Here is a 16,303-nt window from a genome sequence, read left to right on the forward strand (position 1 = left end):
GACTACATCCACTATTACAATAACGACCGCATCAAGCTCAAATTAAAAGGCCTGAGCCCCGTTCAGTACAGGACTCAGGCCTTGGCCGCTTAGCAAACTAACCGTCCAACTTTACGGGGTCAGTTCAGAAGGTGTCCCTTTTCATGTGCGGCGCAAGCTTTAGTTACCGCAGCCCAGCGAAGCGATGCGGTCGCGCGCGGCCTTGGCCTGGACCAGGCCGAAGCCGTACTTGGTGTCGCGGCCGGCGGTACCCAGGTCGAGCGCGCTCTTGGTGAGCGAAGCGCGCATCTGGGCCGCGGTACAGGTCGGGAAGTAGCTCCACACCAGGGCGGCGACCGCGGACACGTGCGGGGTCGCCATCGAGGTGCCGTCGAAGTAGGCGTAGTTGCTGGCCTTGATGCCGACCGTCGCGCTCTGGCCCAGCTGGCCCTTCATCGCGGCGCCTTCCACATCGGTGGCGGTGACCGACGGGATGCTGGTCACGGTGGTGCCGAGCGTGCCGCCGAAGGAGCCGGCCACGTTGTTGTACACGACCGCGCCGACGCCGCCGCTGTTCTGGCAGTTGCTGACCTTGACCGCGAAGTCCACGGTGCCGCGCTGGATCAGGCAGACCTTGCCCGACACGGCGGTGTTGACCTTGTCGCCGATGCCGAAGTCGGCCAGCGGGGCGGTGGCAACCTTGACCGGCGAGCCTTCCATCGCACCCGGGGCATAGGTGGAGCTGCCCACCGTCAGGACGGCTTCCTGGCCGCCGCCCATCGGGACGGTCGACAGGACGCCCACGCCGGGGCCGGCAAGTTCGACCTTGCTGTTGTACTGCGAGAAGGTGGCCCAGGCCTTGTTCTCGTCGACCGCGCCGACCATCACCACGCTGGTGTAGCCGGCCGGGTAGGAGACCACGGTGTTGCCGTCGTTGCCGGCGGCGGCGATGTTCAGCACGCCGTTTACATACAGGGTATCGAAGGCCTTCTGCTCGGTCACGCTCTTGCGGCCGCCGCCCAGCGACATGCTGACCACATTCGCGCCTGCAGCGCCACACTTGTTGGCGGCCGAGGCCAGGGTGGAGGAGTAGGCCCAGCCGTCCTTGCCGAACACCTTCACGATGTGCAGCTTGAGGGTCTTGTTCGCGTTGACGCCGACCACGCCGGTGCCGCTGTTGTTGATGGCGGCGATGGTGCCGGCCACGTGGGTGCCGTGGTGGTTCTCGTCGGTGTACCACCAGCCGGTGCCGGCATCGTATTCGCCGGTCACGTTGTTGGCGGACAGGTCTTCGTGGTTGCGGTCGTAGCCCGAGTCGATGATGCAGACCTTGCGGTTGCCGGCGGCGCTGTCCGACAGCAGGTCGGCCTGCACCTGCTTGATGCCATACGGGACCAGCTGGCCCGACAGGTAAGGGGTGCCGGTTGACGGGGAGGTGAGGGCGAAGGGCTTGCGGATGACATCCTCTTCGATGTATTCGACGTTCGGATTGTTCTCCAGCCCCTTCAGCGCGACCGCCGGGACCTCGATGGCCATGGCGTTCATGCCGAAGATGTCATGCTTCACCGCGCCCTTCGAGGAGGCGACCAGCGACTTGACCTTGGCGGCGGTGCCCGGTTTGAAGGCGACGATGACGCGGGTAGTGTCCGGCGCCGCAGCCTGGGCGTTGCCGAACACGCCGGCTGCGACCAGGGCTGCCAGGCCGATTCGAAGGGAGGATGCGCGAGTGTTTTTGTCTACCATTACTATTCTCCGTGTGAAAACTAGTTATTGCGCCTCGGCTCTGTAGGCCTTGTGCGCTTATGGCCCGCCTTGTAGGCGGTAAATTTAGTGTATTTCAAACGCATCAATATATGCACGTCGAATTCAACTGTACGTGGGAAATTTTTTTCAAGCTGGGTTTGCTAACGTGTTCTTAACGCCGCGGCTCTGGCGGCGTGATATGTTTTGAACCAAACGTCCACCGTCGGCGTCATGAGATTCCTGCTTCTCTTCCCAAATGCAGACGCGCGCAACGCGCGAGCGCACTCCTTGTTATCATTCCAGACTTGACGGCGTTGCAAGCACTGCAGCGCCGCGCGCCATTCTGGAAGGGAGAACATGAAGACCAAGGCTGCAGTTGCATGGAAGGCGGGCCATCCGCTCACGATCGAGGAAGTCGAGCTCGAAGGCCCGAAGGCGGGCGAGGTGCTCGTCGAGGTGAAGGCAACCGGCATTTGCCACACCGATTACTACACCTTGTCCGGCGCCGATCCGGAAGGCCTGTTCCCCGCCATCCTCGGGCATGAAGGCGCGGGCGTGGTGGTCGACGTCGGTCCGGGCGTAACGAGCCTGCGCAAGGACGACCACGTAATCCCGCTCTACACGCCGGAGTGCCGCCAGTGCAAGTTCTGCCTGTCGCAGAAAACCAATCTGTGCCAGGCGATCCGCTCGACGCAGGGCCGCGGCCTGATGCCCGACGCGACCTCGCGCTTCTCGCTGGACGGCAAGCCGCTCTACCACTACATGGGCACCTCGACCTTCTCGAACTACATCGTGGTGCCGGAGATCGCGCTGGCCAAGGTGCGTTCGGACGCGCCCTTCGACAAGATCTGCTACATCGGCTGCGGCGTCACCACCGGCATCGGCGCCGTGATCTTTACCGCCAAGGTGGAGGCGGGCGCCAACGTGGTCGTGTTCGGCCTGGGCGGCATCGGCCTGAACGTGATCCAGGCCGCCAGGATGGTGGGCGCCGACAAGATCATCGGCGTCGACCTGAACCCGGAACGCGAAGCGATGGCGCGCAAGTTCGGCATGACCCACTTCATCAACCCGACCAAGGTGGAAAACGTGGTCGACAGCATCGTCCAGCTGACCGACGGCGGCGCCGACTACAGCTTCGAATGCGTCGGCAACGTCACCACCATGCGCCAGGCGCTGGAGTGCTGCCACAAGGGTTGGGGCCAGTCGATCATCATCGGCGTGGCGGCGGCCGGCCAGGAAATCTCGACCCGTCCGTTCCAGCTGGTGACGGGCCGCGTATGGAAGGGCTCCGCTTTCGGCGGCGCGCGCGGACGCACCGACGTGCCGAAGATCGTCGACTGGTACATGGAAAACAAGATCAACATCGACGACCTGATCACCCACCACCTGCCGCTCGAGCGCATCAACGAAGGCTTCGACCTGATGAAGTCGGGCGAGTCGATCCGCTCGGTCGTCGTCTTCTGATTTGCCAGGCGGGCCGCCACGGTCCGCCCGATGGATTCCTCCACGCGGCCTCCGGGCCGCGTTTTTCATTCTGTACCGCCGATCGTGCCGCCTGTCGCACCGGGCTGGCCTGGCGCGCCACGCGCGCCTACAGTGCTCCCATCGCCAGCCCCGTTCGCCGCAAAGTAGAAAAAAAGTTCTAGACAAAATTATCTAGAACTTTTAATCTAGTTGCCAACGGTGGAGCTGGAGCACACCAAATGGAGACCCGATGAACGCGCTGCTGGACACTGCTGCACCGGCCCTGGCCTGGGCCCTGATCGACTTCCTGTGGCAGGGGCTGCTGGTCGGCTGGGCCGCGGCGCTGCTGCTGGCGCTGATGCGCAAGGCGAGTCCGCAGGCGCGCTACCTGGTGGCCTGCGCCGCGCTGCTCCTGTGCGCGGCCCTGCCCGTGGCCGGCACCGTGCAGCGCGTACTGGATGCAAATGCCGGCGCCGTGACGACCATGCTGCCCGTGACCGTGACGGGGCAGGTAAGCGGCACCCTCCCTGCGCTGCCGGCGATGACGATCGACGCCGGCCGCTTCGCCGGCTGGGAGACGGCGCTGGAGCAGCGCCTGCCCCTGGTGGTGCTGTGCTGGTCGCTCGGCGCCGGGATGCTGGCGCTGCGCATGGTGCTCGGTCTGGCCTGGGTGCGCCGGCGCAGCCGTCCCGGCCAGTACCGGGTGGACCCGGTGTGGCAGGCGCGGCTGGATGCGCTGGCGCGCGGCATGGGCATCGCCCGCCGCGTCACGCTGGGCCTGGTCGACGATTTGACGAGCCCCGTGACGGCCGGCTGGTGGCGTCCGGTGGTGCTGGTGCCGGCGGCGCTCGTGTCGGGCATGCCGCCCCAGCTGCTGGAAGCGCTGCTGGCGCACGAGCTGGCCCATGTGCGCCGTTGCGATTACGTAGTGAATTTGATCCAGAGCGCGATCGAGATCCTGCTGTTCTACCACCCGGCCGTGTGGTGGCTGTCGAACCGGATCCGCGAAGAGCGCGAACAGATTGCAGATGATGTAGCCGCAAGCAAGCTCGGCGAACCGCGGCGCCTGGCACTTGCATTGTCCGAACTGGACCTGTTCCAGTTCACCCCGCAACTTGCCCAAGCAGCACATGGAGGAAAGCTTATGTCCCGCATCAAACGCCTGGTTCGTCCGGAAGCCGAACCGCTGAACTGGAAACTCGCCCTGCCGATCCTGGGCCTGGCCACCGCCGCCGCCTTCTATTCCTGGTCGGCCCCGGTGCAGGCCGCCGCGGAGCAGCCGGCCCCCGCGCACCAGGCCACGCCGAACGCCCGTCCCGATCCGGCGCCGGCGCCACGCCGCGTGGTCCGCAAGGAGGGCAGGGAAGATCCCTACGCCGTCGTCCGCGCCAACGACAAGAACACGACCATGAGCGGCAGCAGCGACGACTGGGACGATATCAAGGACGCCAGGCGCCGCATTGGCGGCGACTTCCTGTGGTTCCGCGAAGGCGGCCAGGCGTACTACATCCAGGATCCCGCTGTGCTGGCCAAGGTCGATGCAGCCTGGGCGCCGATGAACAAGCTGGGCGCACAGATGGACGTGCTCGGCAAGGAAATGGACGTGCACGGCAAGAAGATGGATGCGCTGGGCAAGGAAATGGACACCGCGGCAAGCGGCTTCAAGCCGGACGAGACAAAGTTGCGCGCCATCGAAGGCCGCATGAAGGCCCTGGGCGACGAGATGGGCAAGCTGGGCGAGCAGATGGCGGCGACCGACAGCATCAAGGAGCGTGAGCGCATCCAGCGCCGCATGAGCGAGCTCGGCCAGCAGATGTCGGTAGCGGGCAGCGAGATGGGTGCCCTGCACGACGAGCCGGGCATGCGCCAGGCGCAGAAGTCGATGGACCAGATCGGCCGCCGGATGGGCGAGGCAGGCAAGCCGATGGATGCGCTCGGCAAGAAGATGGGTGTGCTCGGCAAGGAGATGGAGCGCGAGAGCAAGACGGCCGACCAGACCGTCCGCGCCCTGATCCGCGAGGCGCGCGAAAAGGGACTGGCGAAGCCGGTGCCGCAGGCGGGCTGATCCCCGCCTGCGGGGCAGCCAGCTCGAGGCAAAAAAAGGCCTGCCGGTTGTCGCGGCAGGCCTTTTTTACCGGATGGTCAAACTCCGGGGCGTTAGAGCGTGTGAAAAAACCTCCAGGGCAAGGCGCATTGTCGAAGACAGTACGTTAGTACGGCGAGACGATGCAACGCAGCCATGGAGGGATTTTTCACAGGCTCTTAATGTTGCTTGATCTGGCCGCGCCATGCGCCGGTTTCCGAGCCACGCTTCTCGAGCAGTTCCTTGAAGTTCTGCAGGTTGCCGCGCAGTTCCATGCGCACGGCGCCCATGGCGTCGCCGATGGCTTCGAGGGCGCCGTCCGGCGTATAGTCCATCTGGACCGTGACGCGGCAGCAGGTGTCCGAGATCTTGTGGAAGTCAGCAACGCCGCCGTTCTTCACGCCGGTGATGCTGCGCCATGCGATGCGCTTGTCCGGGATCTGTTCAGTAATTTCGACATCCCACTCTTTCTCTTCGCCCGCCACGTTGGCGCGCCAGTGCAGGTGCTTGTCGTCGAGCTGGCGGATTTCCTTCACGCTCTTCATGAACTGAGGGAAGTCCTCGAACTGCGTCCACTGGTTGTACGCGGTCTTGACCGGGACGTTGATCTCGATCGTTTCCGTCACGGACGAGCTGGCGCCAAAGCCCTGGCGGTTCGATTTGAGTTTTTTGGACAGCATCATGCCGCCGACGGCAAGCGCGGCAACGGTAACTACGCGGTTCAGCATAAGAATTCTCCTTTGGTCTGGTAAGCCCTTGCACATGCCCACACAGTCTGGCCCGAGACATGGCACGCGCAAACGATGGCTTCGAACGGAACGGTCCTGCGGGCCACGCGATCTGTCGCGAATCTCCAAATAAAATAAGCGAAAAGACAATCGGGCGGCGCGCGAAAGGATGGGCCGCTTATACTGTTGAGTCAGTTGTTGGTTGCCAGAAAGGAGACCAAGATGAACCTACAGGGAGGCTGTTTCTGCGGTGCAGTTCGCTACACCGTTACAGGAGAAATTTTCAACAGTACGCTGTGCCATTGCACCGATTGCCGCAGGATCTCCGGCGCGCCCGCGCTGGCCTGGTTCAGTGCGCGCCGCGCCGATTTCCGCTACACAAAAGGAGATCCACAGCGCTTCGCATCCAGCGAGCACGTACTGCGCGGCTTTTGCCCACAATGCGGCACCACGCTCACCTTCGAGGACGCGCGCTGGCCGGAAGAGCTCGACATCACAAGTGCCAGCCTCGACGACCCGAACACGGTCCCGCCGGGCGACCACACCTTCGTGCGCAGCCGCCTGCGCTGGATGGACTTGCACGACGGCCTGCCGGAATACCCGAGCACCAGGTCGGCAGGCCGCTGACGCCGCGTTAGGCGGCCGGGGACTCAGCGCCGCATCCTTCCCTGGTCGCTCATCTGGGCCTGCGTGTGCACCATGTTGGCCTCAAACGACTGCATCTCCAGCCCGACCGACGTCATGTCCACGCCGGAGCCTTCGATGCGCGGGAACAGCTGGTTTTCCTCTTCCTGGATGTGCGCCGTCACCGCGCTGATCAGTTCGCGCATCAGGGCGTCGCTGTGGGCATCCGCGAGCGACATGCCGTCCAGCGTCGCCAGCAGGTTGTCGACCTTGTCGTGGTCCCGCTCGAAACCCCTGACCAGCGCCTCGTCGATGCAGCGCACCGCCGGGTAGAACACGGATTCCTCGATCCGCGAATGCATGTGCAGGGCCTGCAGGATCTGCTTGCCGGCCTGGACCTTGACTTCCTGGCTGTCGCCGTTCAGGTACCTGTCGCTCAGCGCGCGCACCATGTCGTGGTCGCGTTTCAGGGCCTCGGTCGGTCGGTCGACCGGGAACGCACCCTTGCCGGGATCTTTATCAATAGCCATCTCACCCTCCGATTCGTCGTTGTCGATGTGGCGACGGCGTCCTGCCGCCACCCTGGTCTTCCAGCCTAGCGCGGATGCGGCGAAGGTCAATGGCCAATGTGGGACTGTCGCGACTGTTGCACAGCTGGATGGGCATACAGTAATCGCGGCGTTATAATGGCCGGATGCAGAATCTCCTCCATAACCTCAATCCTGAACAGCTCGCCGCCGTCACCCTGCCGTCGCAGAGCGCGCTGATCCTGGCCGGCGCCGGTTCCGGCAAGACGCGCGTGCTGACGACCCGCATCGCCTGGCTGATCCAGACGGGGCAGGTGTCGCCTGCCGGCATCATGGCCGTGACCTTCACGAACAAGGCGGCAAAGGAGATGCTGACCCGCCTGTCCTCCATGCTCCCGATTAATACGCGCGGCATGTGGATCGGCACCTTCCACGGCCTGTGCAACCGCTTGCTGCGCACCCACTACAAGGATGCCGCGCTGCCGCAAGCCTTCCAGATCCTCGATTCGCAAGACCAGCTGTCGCTCATCAAGCGCATGCTGAAGGCGCACAATGTGGACGACGAAAAATACCCGGCCAAGGCGCTGATGTACTTCATCAACAACGCCAAGGAGCAGGGCCTGCGCGCCAACCGGCTCGAGCCGAACGACCCGATCGAGCGCCGCATGATCGAGCTCTACGAGCTGTACGAGGGCCAGTGCCAGCGCGAGGGTGTGGTCGATTTCGCCGAGCTGCTGCTGCGCTCGTACGAACTGCTGGCCCGTAATGGCCCGCTGCGCCACCACTACCAGATGCGCTTCCGCCACATCCTGGTCGACGAATTCCAGGACACCAATGATCTGCAGTACAACCTGCTGAAGCTCCTGGCCGGCCACGACGAGGACGGCGGCGGCGCCATCTTCGCGGTCGGCGACGACGACCAGAGCATCTACGCCTTCCGCGGCGCCAACGTCGGCAACATGCAGGCCTTCGAGCGCGAATTCCGCGTCAAGAACCTGATCAAGCTGGAGCAGAACTACCGCTCCTTCGGCCACATCCTCGACTCGGCCAACTACCTCATCGCCAACAACACCAAGCGCCTGGGCAAGAACCTGCGGACCGACGCGGGGCAGGGCGAGCAGGTGCGCGTGTACGAGGCGGCGAGCGACCTGGAAGAGGCGCAGTGGATCATCGAGGAAGCCAAGAGCCTGATGAAGGACGGCCTGTCGCGCAGCGAGATCGCGATCCTGTACCGCTCCAACGCGCAGAGCCGCGTGATCGAACACGCGCTGTTCGCAGCCGGCCTGCCCTACACCGTGTACGGCGGCCTGCGCTACTTCCAGCGCGCCGAGGTCAAGCACGCCATCGCTTATCTGCAACTGATGGACAACCCGCACAACGATTCGGCCTTCCTGCGCGTGGTGAACTTCCCGACGCGCGGCATCGGCGCGCGCTCGATCGAGCAGCTGCAGATGGCGGCCGATTCATACGGCATCTCGCTGTACGCGGCGGTGCCCTACATGACCGGCAAGGCCGGCAGCTCGCTGGGCGCTTTTGTGAAGCTGATCGAATCGGTGCGCTTCGAGACCCAGCAGCTGCCGCTGCCGGAACTGGTGCGCGTGGTGCTCGAGCGCAGCACCCTGCTGCAGCACTACCAGAACGAAAAAGAAGGCGCCGACCGCATCGAGAACCTGGAGCAGATGGTCAACGCCGCCACCCAGTTCGTGCAGGAAGAAGGCTTCGGCCAGGGCGCCCCGGCCCACCTCGGGCCGCAAGCCTTGCCGCAAGCGGGCGAGGCGATCGTCAACCAGGACGGCATCGAGATCCTCGACTCGGATGCGCCGCTGGCGAGCGTGATGTCGCCGCTGTCGGCCTTCCTCACCCATGCTTCGCTGGAAGCGGGCGACGCCCAGGCACAGGCCGGGCAGGATGCCCTGCAGCTGATGACGGTGCACTCGGCCAAGGGCCTGGAATTCGACGCGGTCTTCATCACCGGCCTGGAAGAAGGCCTGTTCCCGCACGAGAGCAGCGCGCGCGAGCTCGATGGCGTCGACGAAGAACGGCGCCTGATGTACGTGGCGATCACGCGCGCCCGCAAGCGTCTATATATGAGTTTTACCCAGCAGCGCATGCTGCACGGCCAGACGCGCTTCAACATGAAGTCGCGCTTCTTCGACGAACTGCCCGACGAGTCGATCAAGTGGCTGTCGCCGCGCGTGCAGACCAACTGGTTCGCCGGCCGCAAGCAGACCACGGCCTGGGATGACGCCAACTTCCGCGAGGGTTCGGACAACCGCATCGCCCAGCAGATCACCCAGAAGTCCGGCAACGGCTCCGGCTGGCGCGTGGGCGAAACGGTGGCGCACGCCAAGTTCGGCGAGGGCGTGATCGTGAATATCGAGGGTGGGGCAGGGGCGGCGCGCGCCCAGATCAACTTCGGCGCGGCGGGGATGAAGGTGCTGGATTTGTCGGTGGCGAAGCTCGAACGCGTCGGCCGCTGAGCCGCTAATTCGTTATTCTCTGCGTTAGCCTGTAAACCGTCATCCCGGCGAAGGCCGGGATCCAATTTTGCTCGCGTTACCGAAACGCCAGCAAACTTGGAGGGAATCATGCCAGTGGCATGATTCCCGCCTTCGCGGGAATGACGTTTTGAAGCCAACAAAATAACGGGCTCGTGCTACTTGCTGAGGTTGACCGTCCCAGCCGGCGCACTATCCACCGGCTTCCCGAAAATCTGCCGGTACCCCGCATACATCGCGCACTGCAGCAGCAGCACGAACAGGAAGATCAGCCACATCAAGACCACGCGCGTCATGCTCGATGGGCCCAGCAGCATGGTGATCACGCTGGTGATGCCGATGAAGATCGCGAACCAGGCCAGCAGCAGCACGATGAACACGCGCGCGCTGCGCACCACGGCGAAGAAGCTGTAGAAGGTCGCCTTCCCCGCGCTCATCTTCTGCCAGTAGGTCAGCGGCGCGGCGAAGCACAGCGACATCAGGATGATCACGTCCAGCCCGAACACCGCCATCACGCCCAGCACGTCGCCCGGGGCCACCTGCGGCTGGCCGCCTTCGCGGCCCTGGCGCGCCATCTGTTCCCAGAATCCCGGATCGACCACGAAGCGCATCAGGAGCGCCATCAGCAGCGACACGCCCAGGTAGATCAGGCCGACCTTGCACAGGTCCGGCAGCACCGGCTTGCGAAAACCGGTCAGCAGGACCGGGGGCGTGACGCGCTCGCCGTTCTCGATCATCAGGCAAGCCTTCATGAAGGCCATCGAGAACGAAGGAATCAAGATCACCGCGATCATTGGCCCGAGCAGGGGTACGGCGCTGATGCCGATGCTGATCAGGATGTTCGCGAACAGCAGCGTGGTCAGCGCGGCCGGTTGTTTGCGGAACAGGCCGGCGCCTTGCTTGAGCCAGTGCCAGCCGGTGATTGCAGGGATAGAGTTCATGTGGGGAGGTCAGGGGCGCCGCGCTCGATGCGCGCGCGCAGGATGCGTTCGAAGTGGGTCGGGTCGTGGGGCGTGAGCAGTTCTGCCGCACGCGGGATATGCAGATCGTACAGGCGCGACAGCCAGAAGCGCAGGGCGCCGGCGCGTAGCATCGGCAGCCAGGCGCCCTGTTCTTCCGCCGTGAACGGGCGCACGGCGTGGTAGGCGGCGAGCAGGGCGCGCACGCGGGCTTCATCCAGTTCGCCGGTGGCCAGGTCCACGCACCAGTCGTTGACCGTGACGGCGACGTCGAACAGCCAGGTATCGACGCCGGCAAAGTAAAAGTCGAAGCAGCCGGTCAGGCGTTCGCCCTCGAACATCACGTTGTTGCGGAACAGGTCGGCGTGCACCGGGCCGCGCTGCAAGGCGGCATAGGTGGCGCCGGCAGCGAACTCGCCCTGGTAGGCCACCTCGCTGCGCAGCAGCGCGGCTTCGGGTTCCGAGATGAGCGGCAGCACCGTGGGCGCGGTGGCGCGGATCCAGTCGAGGCCGCGCAGGTTGGGCTGCACCAGCGGAAAGGCCTGCCCGGCCAGGTGCATGCGCGCCAGCATGGTGCCGACTTCGGCGCAGTGGACAGGTTGCGGATCGAGCTGGGAAGCGCCGGAGAGGCGGCTGACGATGATGGCCGGCTTGCCGTGCAGTGCGACCACCAGTTCGCCTTCGATGGTCGGTACCGGCGCCGGCACGGGTATGCCGCGCCCGGCCAGGTGGCGCATCAGCTGCACGTAAAAGGGCAGCTGCTCGAAACCGAGGTTTTCGAAGATGGTGAGCACGAATTCCCCACGCTCTGTTGTGAGGAAGAAATTGCTGTTGTCGATGCCGGAAGAAATGCCGTCAAGCGCGAGCGCGCGGCCGAGGGGGAACTGCTTGATCCACTGGGAAAGGTCGTCCAGCGAGACCGCGGTGAAAACTGCCATGTGCTAGCAACAAAGGTGAGGGTCGGCTGCCGTGGCCATCGCGACGGCAGCGCCAGGATTATTTTTTCTCGACAGGTTCCAGCCGTGGCGGAGGCGGCGCATCGGCGCGCGCAGGCACGCCCGCCTTGGCGGGAGCCGGCGAAGGGGCCGCGGTAGCCGGATCGGCCGCCTGCTTTTTCGGGTTGCCGAAGTCGAATTCCATGACCTGCCATTGTGGGGCGCGGATCGAGTTGCTCTGGGCGTCGCCGGGTTGGGCGTTACCAGGTGCAACATTGGGTTTCATGATGTAGCGGCTCTTGCCGCTTTGCACTTCCACTTCGGTAACCGAGCCATCGTTGCCGCGCTTTTCGGTGATGCGGGTGCGCTCGCGTGGCGGGATGGTGGTGGTCGGCACGTCGCTACCCGGCTCGATACGCTCGAGCTGCGGCGGCGCCTGGCTGGGGCGCGCCTGCTGGGCCGGCGCCTGCTGTTGGGTCTGCGCCGCGGCCAGGCCGGCGTGCGCGAGCAGGCACAACGTCAGAAGTTTCAGGCGGGAAGATGTGCGCAACATGATGGTCACCTTGTGTCGTTTAGTTCATTGTAACAAACAGACACGCTTCCCTGTGAAAAGTGTGCAGAGTTTGAACCGCCGCGCCTGCCGTCCCCTGGTACCGAATCTGCGATAATGCTGGACACTTTGTCTGCCTTGTTTGCTTCTGCGCCCCCTATGGAAAATACCCTGCTGCTCGTTGACGGTTCCAGCTATCTCTACCGCGCCTACCACGCGCTGCCCGACCTGCGCAGCGCGGACGGTTTCCCGACCGGCGCCATGCACGGGATGGTCAATATGCTGCGCCGCCTGCGCGCCGACTACCCGGCGGCCTACATCGCCTGCGTGTTCGACGCCAAGGGCAAGACCTTCCGCGACGACCTCTACCCGGAATACAAGGCCACCCGCGCCTCCATGCCGGAAGACCTGGGCAAGCAGATCGAACCGATCCACGAAGTGGTGCGCCACCTCGGCTGGCCGATCCTGATGGTCGACGGCGTCGAGGCCGACGACGTGATCGGCACCCTCGCGGTGCAGGCGGCCGCGCGCGGCATGAAAACCGTGATCTCGACCGGCGACAAGGACCTGGCCCAGCTGGTCAACGACAAGGTCATGCTCATCAATACCATGAGCAACGAGAAGCTCGACGAAGCCGGCGTGATTGCCAAGTTCGGCGTGCCGCCGAACCGCATCATCGATTACCTGACCCTGATCGGCGACACCGTCGACAACGTCCCCGGCGTGAACAAGTGCGGCCCCAAGACCGCCGTCAAGTGGCTGACCCTGCACGGTTCGCTCGACGGCGTGGTCGAGAACGCCCACGCGATCACCGGCGCGGTCGGCGAGAACCTGCGCGCGGCGCTCGAGTGGCTGCCCAAGGGCCGCGAACTGATCACCGTGAAAACCGACTGCGACCTGGTCAACCACGTGGTCTCGTTCGAGGAAACCCTGGTCGGCCGTCCAGAAGACGCCGAAGCCCTGCGCGAGTTCTTCCAGCGCTACGGCTTCAAGACCATGCTGCGCGACCTGGGCGGTGGCGGCCGTGCCGATGGCGCAGTGGCACCAGCGCGCGGCGCCGGCCCTGGCGGCGCGCCGCTCAACTCCCCCGAAGGCGCGTCCGGCACCCTGCCGGGCATGCCCATCATCAAAGGCGAGTACGAGACCGTGCTCACCGAGGAGCAGCTCGACAAGTGGCTGGCGCTGGTCGATGCGGCCGAGCTGACTTCGGTCGATACCGAAACCACCTCGCTCGACCCGATGACGGCGGAGATGGTCGGCATCTCGCTGTCGGTCGAAGCAGGCAAGGGCGCCTACATCCCGCTGGCGCACCGCTACGCCGGCGCGCCCGACCAGCTCGGGCGCGAGCACGTGCTCGAGCGCATGCGTTCCTGGCTGGAGAATCCGGCCAAGCCCAAGCTGGGCCAGAACCTGAAGTACGACATGCACATCTTCGAGAACCACGGGGTGAAGCTGGCCGGGATCGTGCACGACACCCTGCTGCAGTCCTACGTGTTCGAGTCGCACAAGCCGCACGACATGGACACCATGGCGATGCGCCATCTCGGCTACACCACGATTCCCTTTGTCGACGTGTGCGGCAAGGGCGCCAGCATGATCTGCTTCGACCAGGTCGAATTGAACCGCGCCACCGAGTACGCGGCCGAGGATTCCGACATCACCCTGCGCCTGCACCAGACCATGCTGCCGCACGTCGAAACCGACAAGGGCCTGACCTACATCTACCGCAACATCGAGATGCCGACCATGGAAGTGCTGCAGAAGATCGAGCGCAACGGCGTCCTGATCGACGCGGCGCTGCTCGAGGTGCAGTCGTCCGAGCTGGGTGCGCGCATGCTGGAGCTGGAGCAGCAGGCCTATGAACTGGCCGGCGGTCCCTTCAACCTGGGTTCGCCCAAGCAGATCGGCGAAATCTTCTTTGGCAAACTCGGTCTCCCGGTGATCAAGAAGACCGCCACCGGCGCGCCCTCGACCGACGAAGAGGTGCTGCAAAAGTTGGCCGAAGACTATCCGCTGCCGAAGATCCTGCTCGAATACCGCGGCATGTCCAAGCTGAAGTCGACCTACACCGACAAGCTGCCGAAGATGGTCAACCCGAAGACCGGCCGCGTGCACACCAACTATGCGCAGGCGGTGGCGATCACCGGCCGCCTGTCCTCGAACGAACCGAACCTGCAGAACATCCCGGTGCGCACCGCCGAAGGACGCCGCATCCGCGAAGCCTTCATTGCGCCGCCGGGCAGCGTGATCGTCTCGGCCGACTATTCGCAGATCGAGCTGCGCATCATGGCGCATATCTCGGGCGACCCGGCGATGCTCAAGGCCTTTGCGGAAGGCGAGGACATCCACCGCGCTACCGCCGCCGAGATCTTCGGCATCGCGCCGGAAGAAGTGCAGAGCGAGCAGCGCCGCTATGCGAAGGTGATCAACTTCGGCCTGATCTACGGCATGAGCGCCTTCGGCCTGGCCCAGAACCTGGGCATCGAGCGTTCTGCGGCCTCGAGCTACATCGACCGCTATTTCGCCCGCTTCGCCGGCGTCAAGCAGTACATGGACGAGACCCGCCTGCAGGCCAAGGCGCGCGGCTACGTGGAGACCGTGTTCGGCCGCCGCCTGTGGCTCCCCGAGATCAACTCCCCGAACGGCCCGCGCCGCGCCGGCGCCGAACGCGCGGCGATCAATGCGCCGATGCAGGGCACGGCGGCTGACCTGATCAAGCTGGCCATGATCGCCGTGCAGGAGTGGCTGGAGACCGACAAGCTGGCGACCCGCATGATCATGCAGGTGCACGACGAACTGGTGCTGGAAGTGCCGGAAGCCGAGCTGGAACTGGTGCGCGTCAAGCTGCCCGAGCTGATGGCGGGCGTTGCGAAGCTGAACGTGCCGTTGGTGGCGGAGACGGGCGTTGGACCGAACTGGGAGCGGGCGCATTGAGTATGCGCAGCGAGTAAATCGCCGGGCGCGGCTTGAAAATTTGCAATCTTTCCTTAGATTGAGTCGGTGGCAGGACCGCCTGTCAGCCCTCACTAAGGAAAACATGAAAGCATTGCGCGTCCTGGCGGGTCTCCTTCTTGCCGCCAACCTGCTCAGCCTGCCGGCGTCGGCCGAAGTCCGCATGACCCCCGCCAGCCGCCAGCAGCTGGTGGACACCCTGGCAAAAGAGGTCGACCAGCGCTACGTCTTCCCCGACGTGGCCGGCAAGGTCGCTGCGGCGCTGCGCGCGCAGCAGCAGCGGGGCGCCTACGACGGCGCCGCCGATGCGCGGCAGCTGTCGGAAGCCTTGAGCCGCGAGATGCAGGCCGCGTCCGGCGACCGGCACCTGCGCGTGAGCTACAGCGACGACCCGCTCCCCACACAGCAAAGTCATGTCGCGCCGTCGCCGGAAGACAGTGCGCGACGCCTGGCCTGGATGCGCTCGAATAACTTCGGTGTGCAGAAGATCGAGCGCCTGCCCCTGAACATCGGTGTGCTGGAGCTGGACGGCTTCATGTCCGCCGCTCACGCGGCCGACACCCTGGCCGCCGCCATGACGGCGCTTGCTTATACCGACGCCCTGATCATCGACCTGCGCAACAACGGCGGGGGTGACGCCGCCACCTCGACCCTGCTGGCGAGCTACCTGCTGGACGGGCGCACCCATCTGAGCGACTTCTACCTCCGCGAAGGCAATCGCCTCGAGCAGCGCTGGAGCCTGGACGTGGTGCCCGGGCTGCGCTACGGCCAGAAGAAGGAGGTATTCATCCTCACCAGCAAGGACAGCTTTTCGGCGGCGGAAGATTTTGCCTATGCCCTCAAGAACCTGAAGCGCGCCACCATCGTGGGCGAGACCACGGGCGGCGGCGCCAATGCCGGCAAGGACATCCCCTTGATGCCGCACTTCGTCGCATTCATTCCGCTGAGCCGCCTGAGCAGCCCGATCACCAAGGCGAATTGGGAAGGCGTCGGCGTCACGCCTGACGTCAAGGTGTGTGCTGCGGACGCCTTGCGAACGGCGCAGCTGGCGATCCTGAGCAAATGGGCCGCATCCGAACAGGACAGCGAGAGGCTCCGCCAGCTGACGCAGCGCATTGCAGAGCTGGGCCATGTGAACGCGACCGCAGCATGCCGATGAGCTGATTTTCACAACGATGCTTGGCGAAAGCCCGGGAATTGCGATGGCAAGACCCGGGCTTTTTTCTGATCGGAAACTAATTGTCTCGTGCCATCCACGGTT

Annotated in this window: 13 protein-coding genes; 7 read left to right on the forward strand and 6 right to left on the reverse strand. The window is 64.6% G+C overall.

Annotation, left to right across the window (positions count from 1 at the left end):
• A partial coding sequence (locus LK542_RS24090) for an IS3 family transposase (RefSeq protein ID WP_227801150.1) occupies window positions 1-93 on the forward strand: 93 nt, incomplete at its 5' end.
• 66 nt (window positions 94-159) lie between these two features.
• Here LK542_RS24090 and LK542_RS24095 read toward each other — a convergent pair.
• Window positions 160-1,722, reverse strand: a complete 1,563-nt coding sequence (locus tag LK542_RS24095; RefSeq protein ID WP_227813904.1) for a S8 family serine peptidase — start codon at window positions 1,720-1,722, stop codon at window positions 160-162.
• Window positions 1,723-2,079: 357 nt separating this feature from the next.
• Between LK542_RS24095 and LK542_RS24100 the strand changes: the two genes are divergently transcribed.
• Together LK542_RS24100 and LK542_RS24105 are read left to right on the forward strand one after the other, a co-directional pair.
• Complete coding sequence (locus tag LK542_RS24100) at window positions 2,080-3,186, forward strand: S-(hydroxymethyl)glutathione dehydrogenase/class III alcohol dehydrogenase (protein ID WP_227813905.1); 1,107 nt, start codon at window positions 2,080-2,082, stop codon at window positions 3,184-3,186.
• A gap of 250 nt (window positions 3,187-3,436) precedes the next feature.
• Window positions 3,437-5,251 carry a M56 family metallopeptidase gene (locus LK542_RS24105; RefSeq protein WP_227813906.1) on the forward strand — a complete coding sequence of 605 codons (1,815 nt, stop codon included), beginning with the start codon at window positions 3,437-3,439 and terminating at the stop codon, window positions 5,249-5,251.
• Window positions 5,252-5,448: 197 nt separating this feature from the next.
• Here the strand turns inward: LK542_RS24105 and LK542_RS24110 are convergent, their stop codons facing one another.
• Window positions 5,449-5,997: an SRPBCC family protein gene (locus LK542_RS24110; protein ID WP_227799923.1), complete on the reverse strand. Its 549-nt coding sequence runs from the start codon at window positions 5,995-5,997 to the stop codon at window positions 5,449-5,451.
• A 222-nt stretch (window positions 5,998-6,219) separates the two neighbouring features.
• On the opposite strand from LK542_RS24110, the gene LK542_RS24115 reads away from it, so the two are divergent.
• Window positions 6,220-6,624 (forward strand): GFA family protein, encoded by a 405-nt coding sequence (locus LK542_RS24115; protein WP_227799924.1) that lies wholly within the window; start codon window positions 6,220-6,222, stop codon window positions 6,622-6,624.
• A gap of 23 nt (window positions 6,625-6,647) precedes the next feature.
• Here the strand turns inward: LK542_RS24115 and LK542_RS24120 are convergent, their stop codons facing one another.
• The gene (locus LK542_RS24120; protein ID WP_227813907.1) at window positions 6,648-7,151 is read right to left on the reverse strand and encodes a hemerythrin domain-containing protein; all 504 of its coding nucleotides are present in this window, start codon (window positions 7,149-7,151) and stop codon (window positions 6,648-6,650) included.
• A gap of 164 nt (window positions 7,152-7,315) precedes the next feature.
• Between LK542_RS24120 and LK542_RS24125 the strand changes: the two genes are divergently transcribed.
• Entirely contained in the window at window positions 7,316-9,628 is a 2,313-nt protein-coding gene (locus LK542_RS24125) for a UvrD-helicase domain-containing protein (protein WP_227799926.1), read from the forward strand.
• A 176-nt stretch (window positions 9,629-9,804) separates the two neighbouring features.
• Here the strand turns inward: LK542_RS24125 and LK542_RS24130 are convergent, their stop codons facing one another.
• From LK542_RS24130 to LK542_RS24140, 3 genes are read right to left on the reverse strand one after another with little or no spacing between them, the layout of a single operon-like run.
• Window positions 9,805-10,587: a BPSS1780 family membrane protein gene (locus tag LK542_RS24130; RefSeq protein WP_227799927.1), complete on the reverse strand. Its 783-nt coding sequence runs from the start codon at window positions 10,585-10,587 to the stop codon at window positions 9,805-9,807.
• Complete coding sequence (locus LK542_RS24135; protein WP_227813908.1) at window positions 10,584-11,543, reverse strand: homoserine kinase; 960 nt, start codon at window positions 11,541-11,543, stop codon at window positions 10,584-10,586. Before LK542_RS24135 ends, LK542_RS24130 begins: the two co-directional genes overlap by 4 nt.
• A gap of 58 nt (window positions 11,544-11,601) precedes the next feature.
• The gene (locus LK542_RS24140; protein WP_227813909.1) at window positions 11,602-12,093 is read right to left on the reverse strand and encodes a hypothetical protein; all 492 of its coding nucleotides are present in this window, start codon (window positions 12,091-12,093) and stop codon (window positions 11,602-11,604) included.
• Window positions 12,094-12,249: 156 nt separating this feature from the next.
• Between LK542_RS24140 and polA the strand changes: the two genes are divergently transcribed.
• A complete protein-coding gene (gene polA, locus LK542_RS24145) occupies window positions 12,250-15,024 on the forward strand; it encodes a DNA polymerase I (protein ID WP_227813910.1) in 2,775 nt (924 codons plus the stop codon).
• A gap of 103 nt (window positions 15,025-15,127) precedes the next feature.
• Window positions 15,128-16,201, forward strand: coding sequence for a S41 family peptidase (locus tag LK542_RS24150; RefSeq protein WP_227813911.1), 1,074 nt, complete (start codon window positions 15,128-15,130; stop codon window positions 16,199-16,201).
• Window positions 16,202-16,303: the final 102 nt, after the last annotated feature.

The sequence above is a fragment of the Massilia sp. IC2-477 genome, from assembly GCF_020707265.1.
Lineage (GTDB): Bacteria > Pseudomonadota > Gammaproteobacteria > Burkholderiales > Burkholderiaceae_D > Telluria.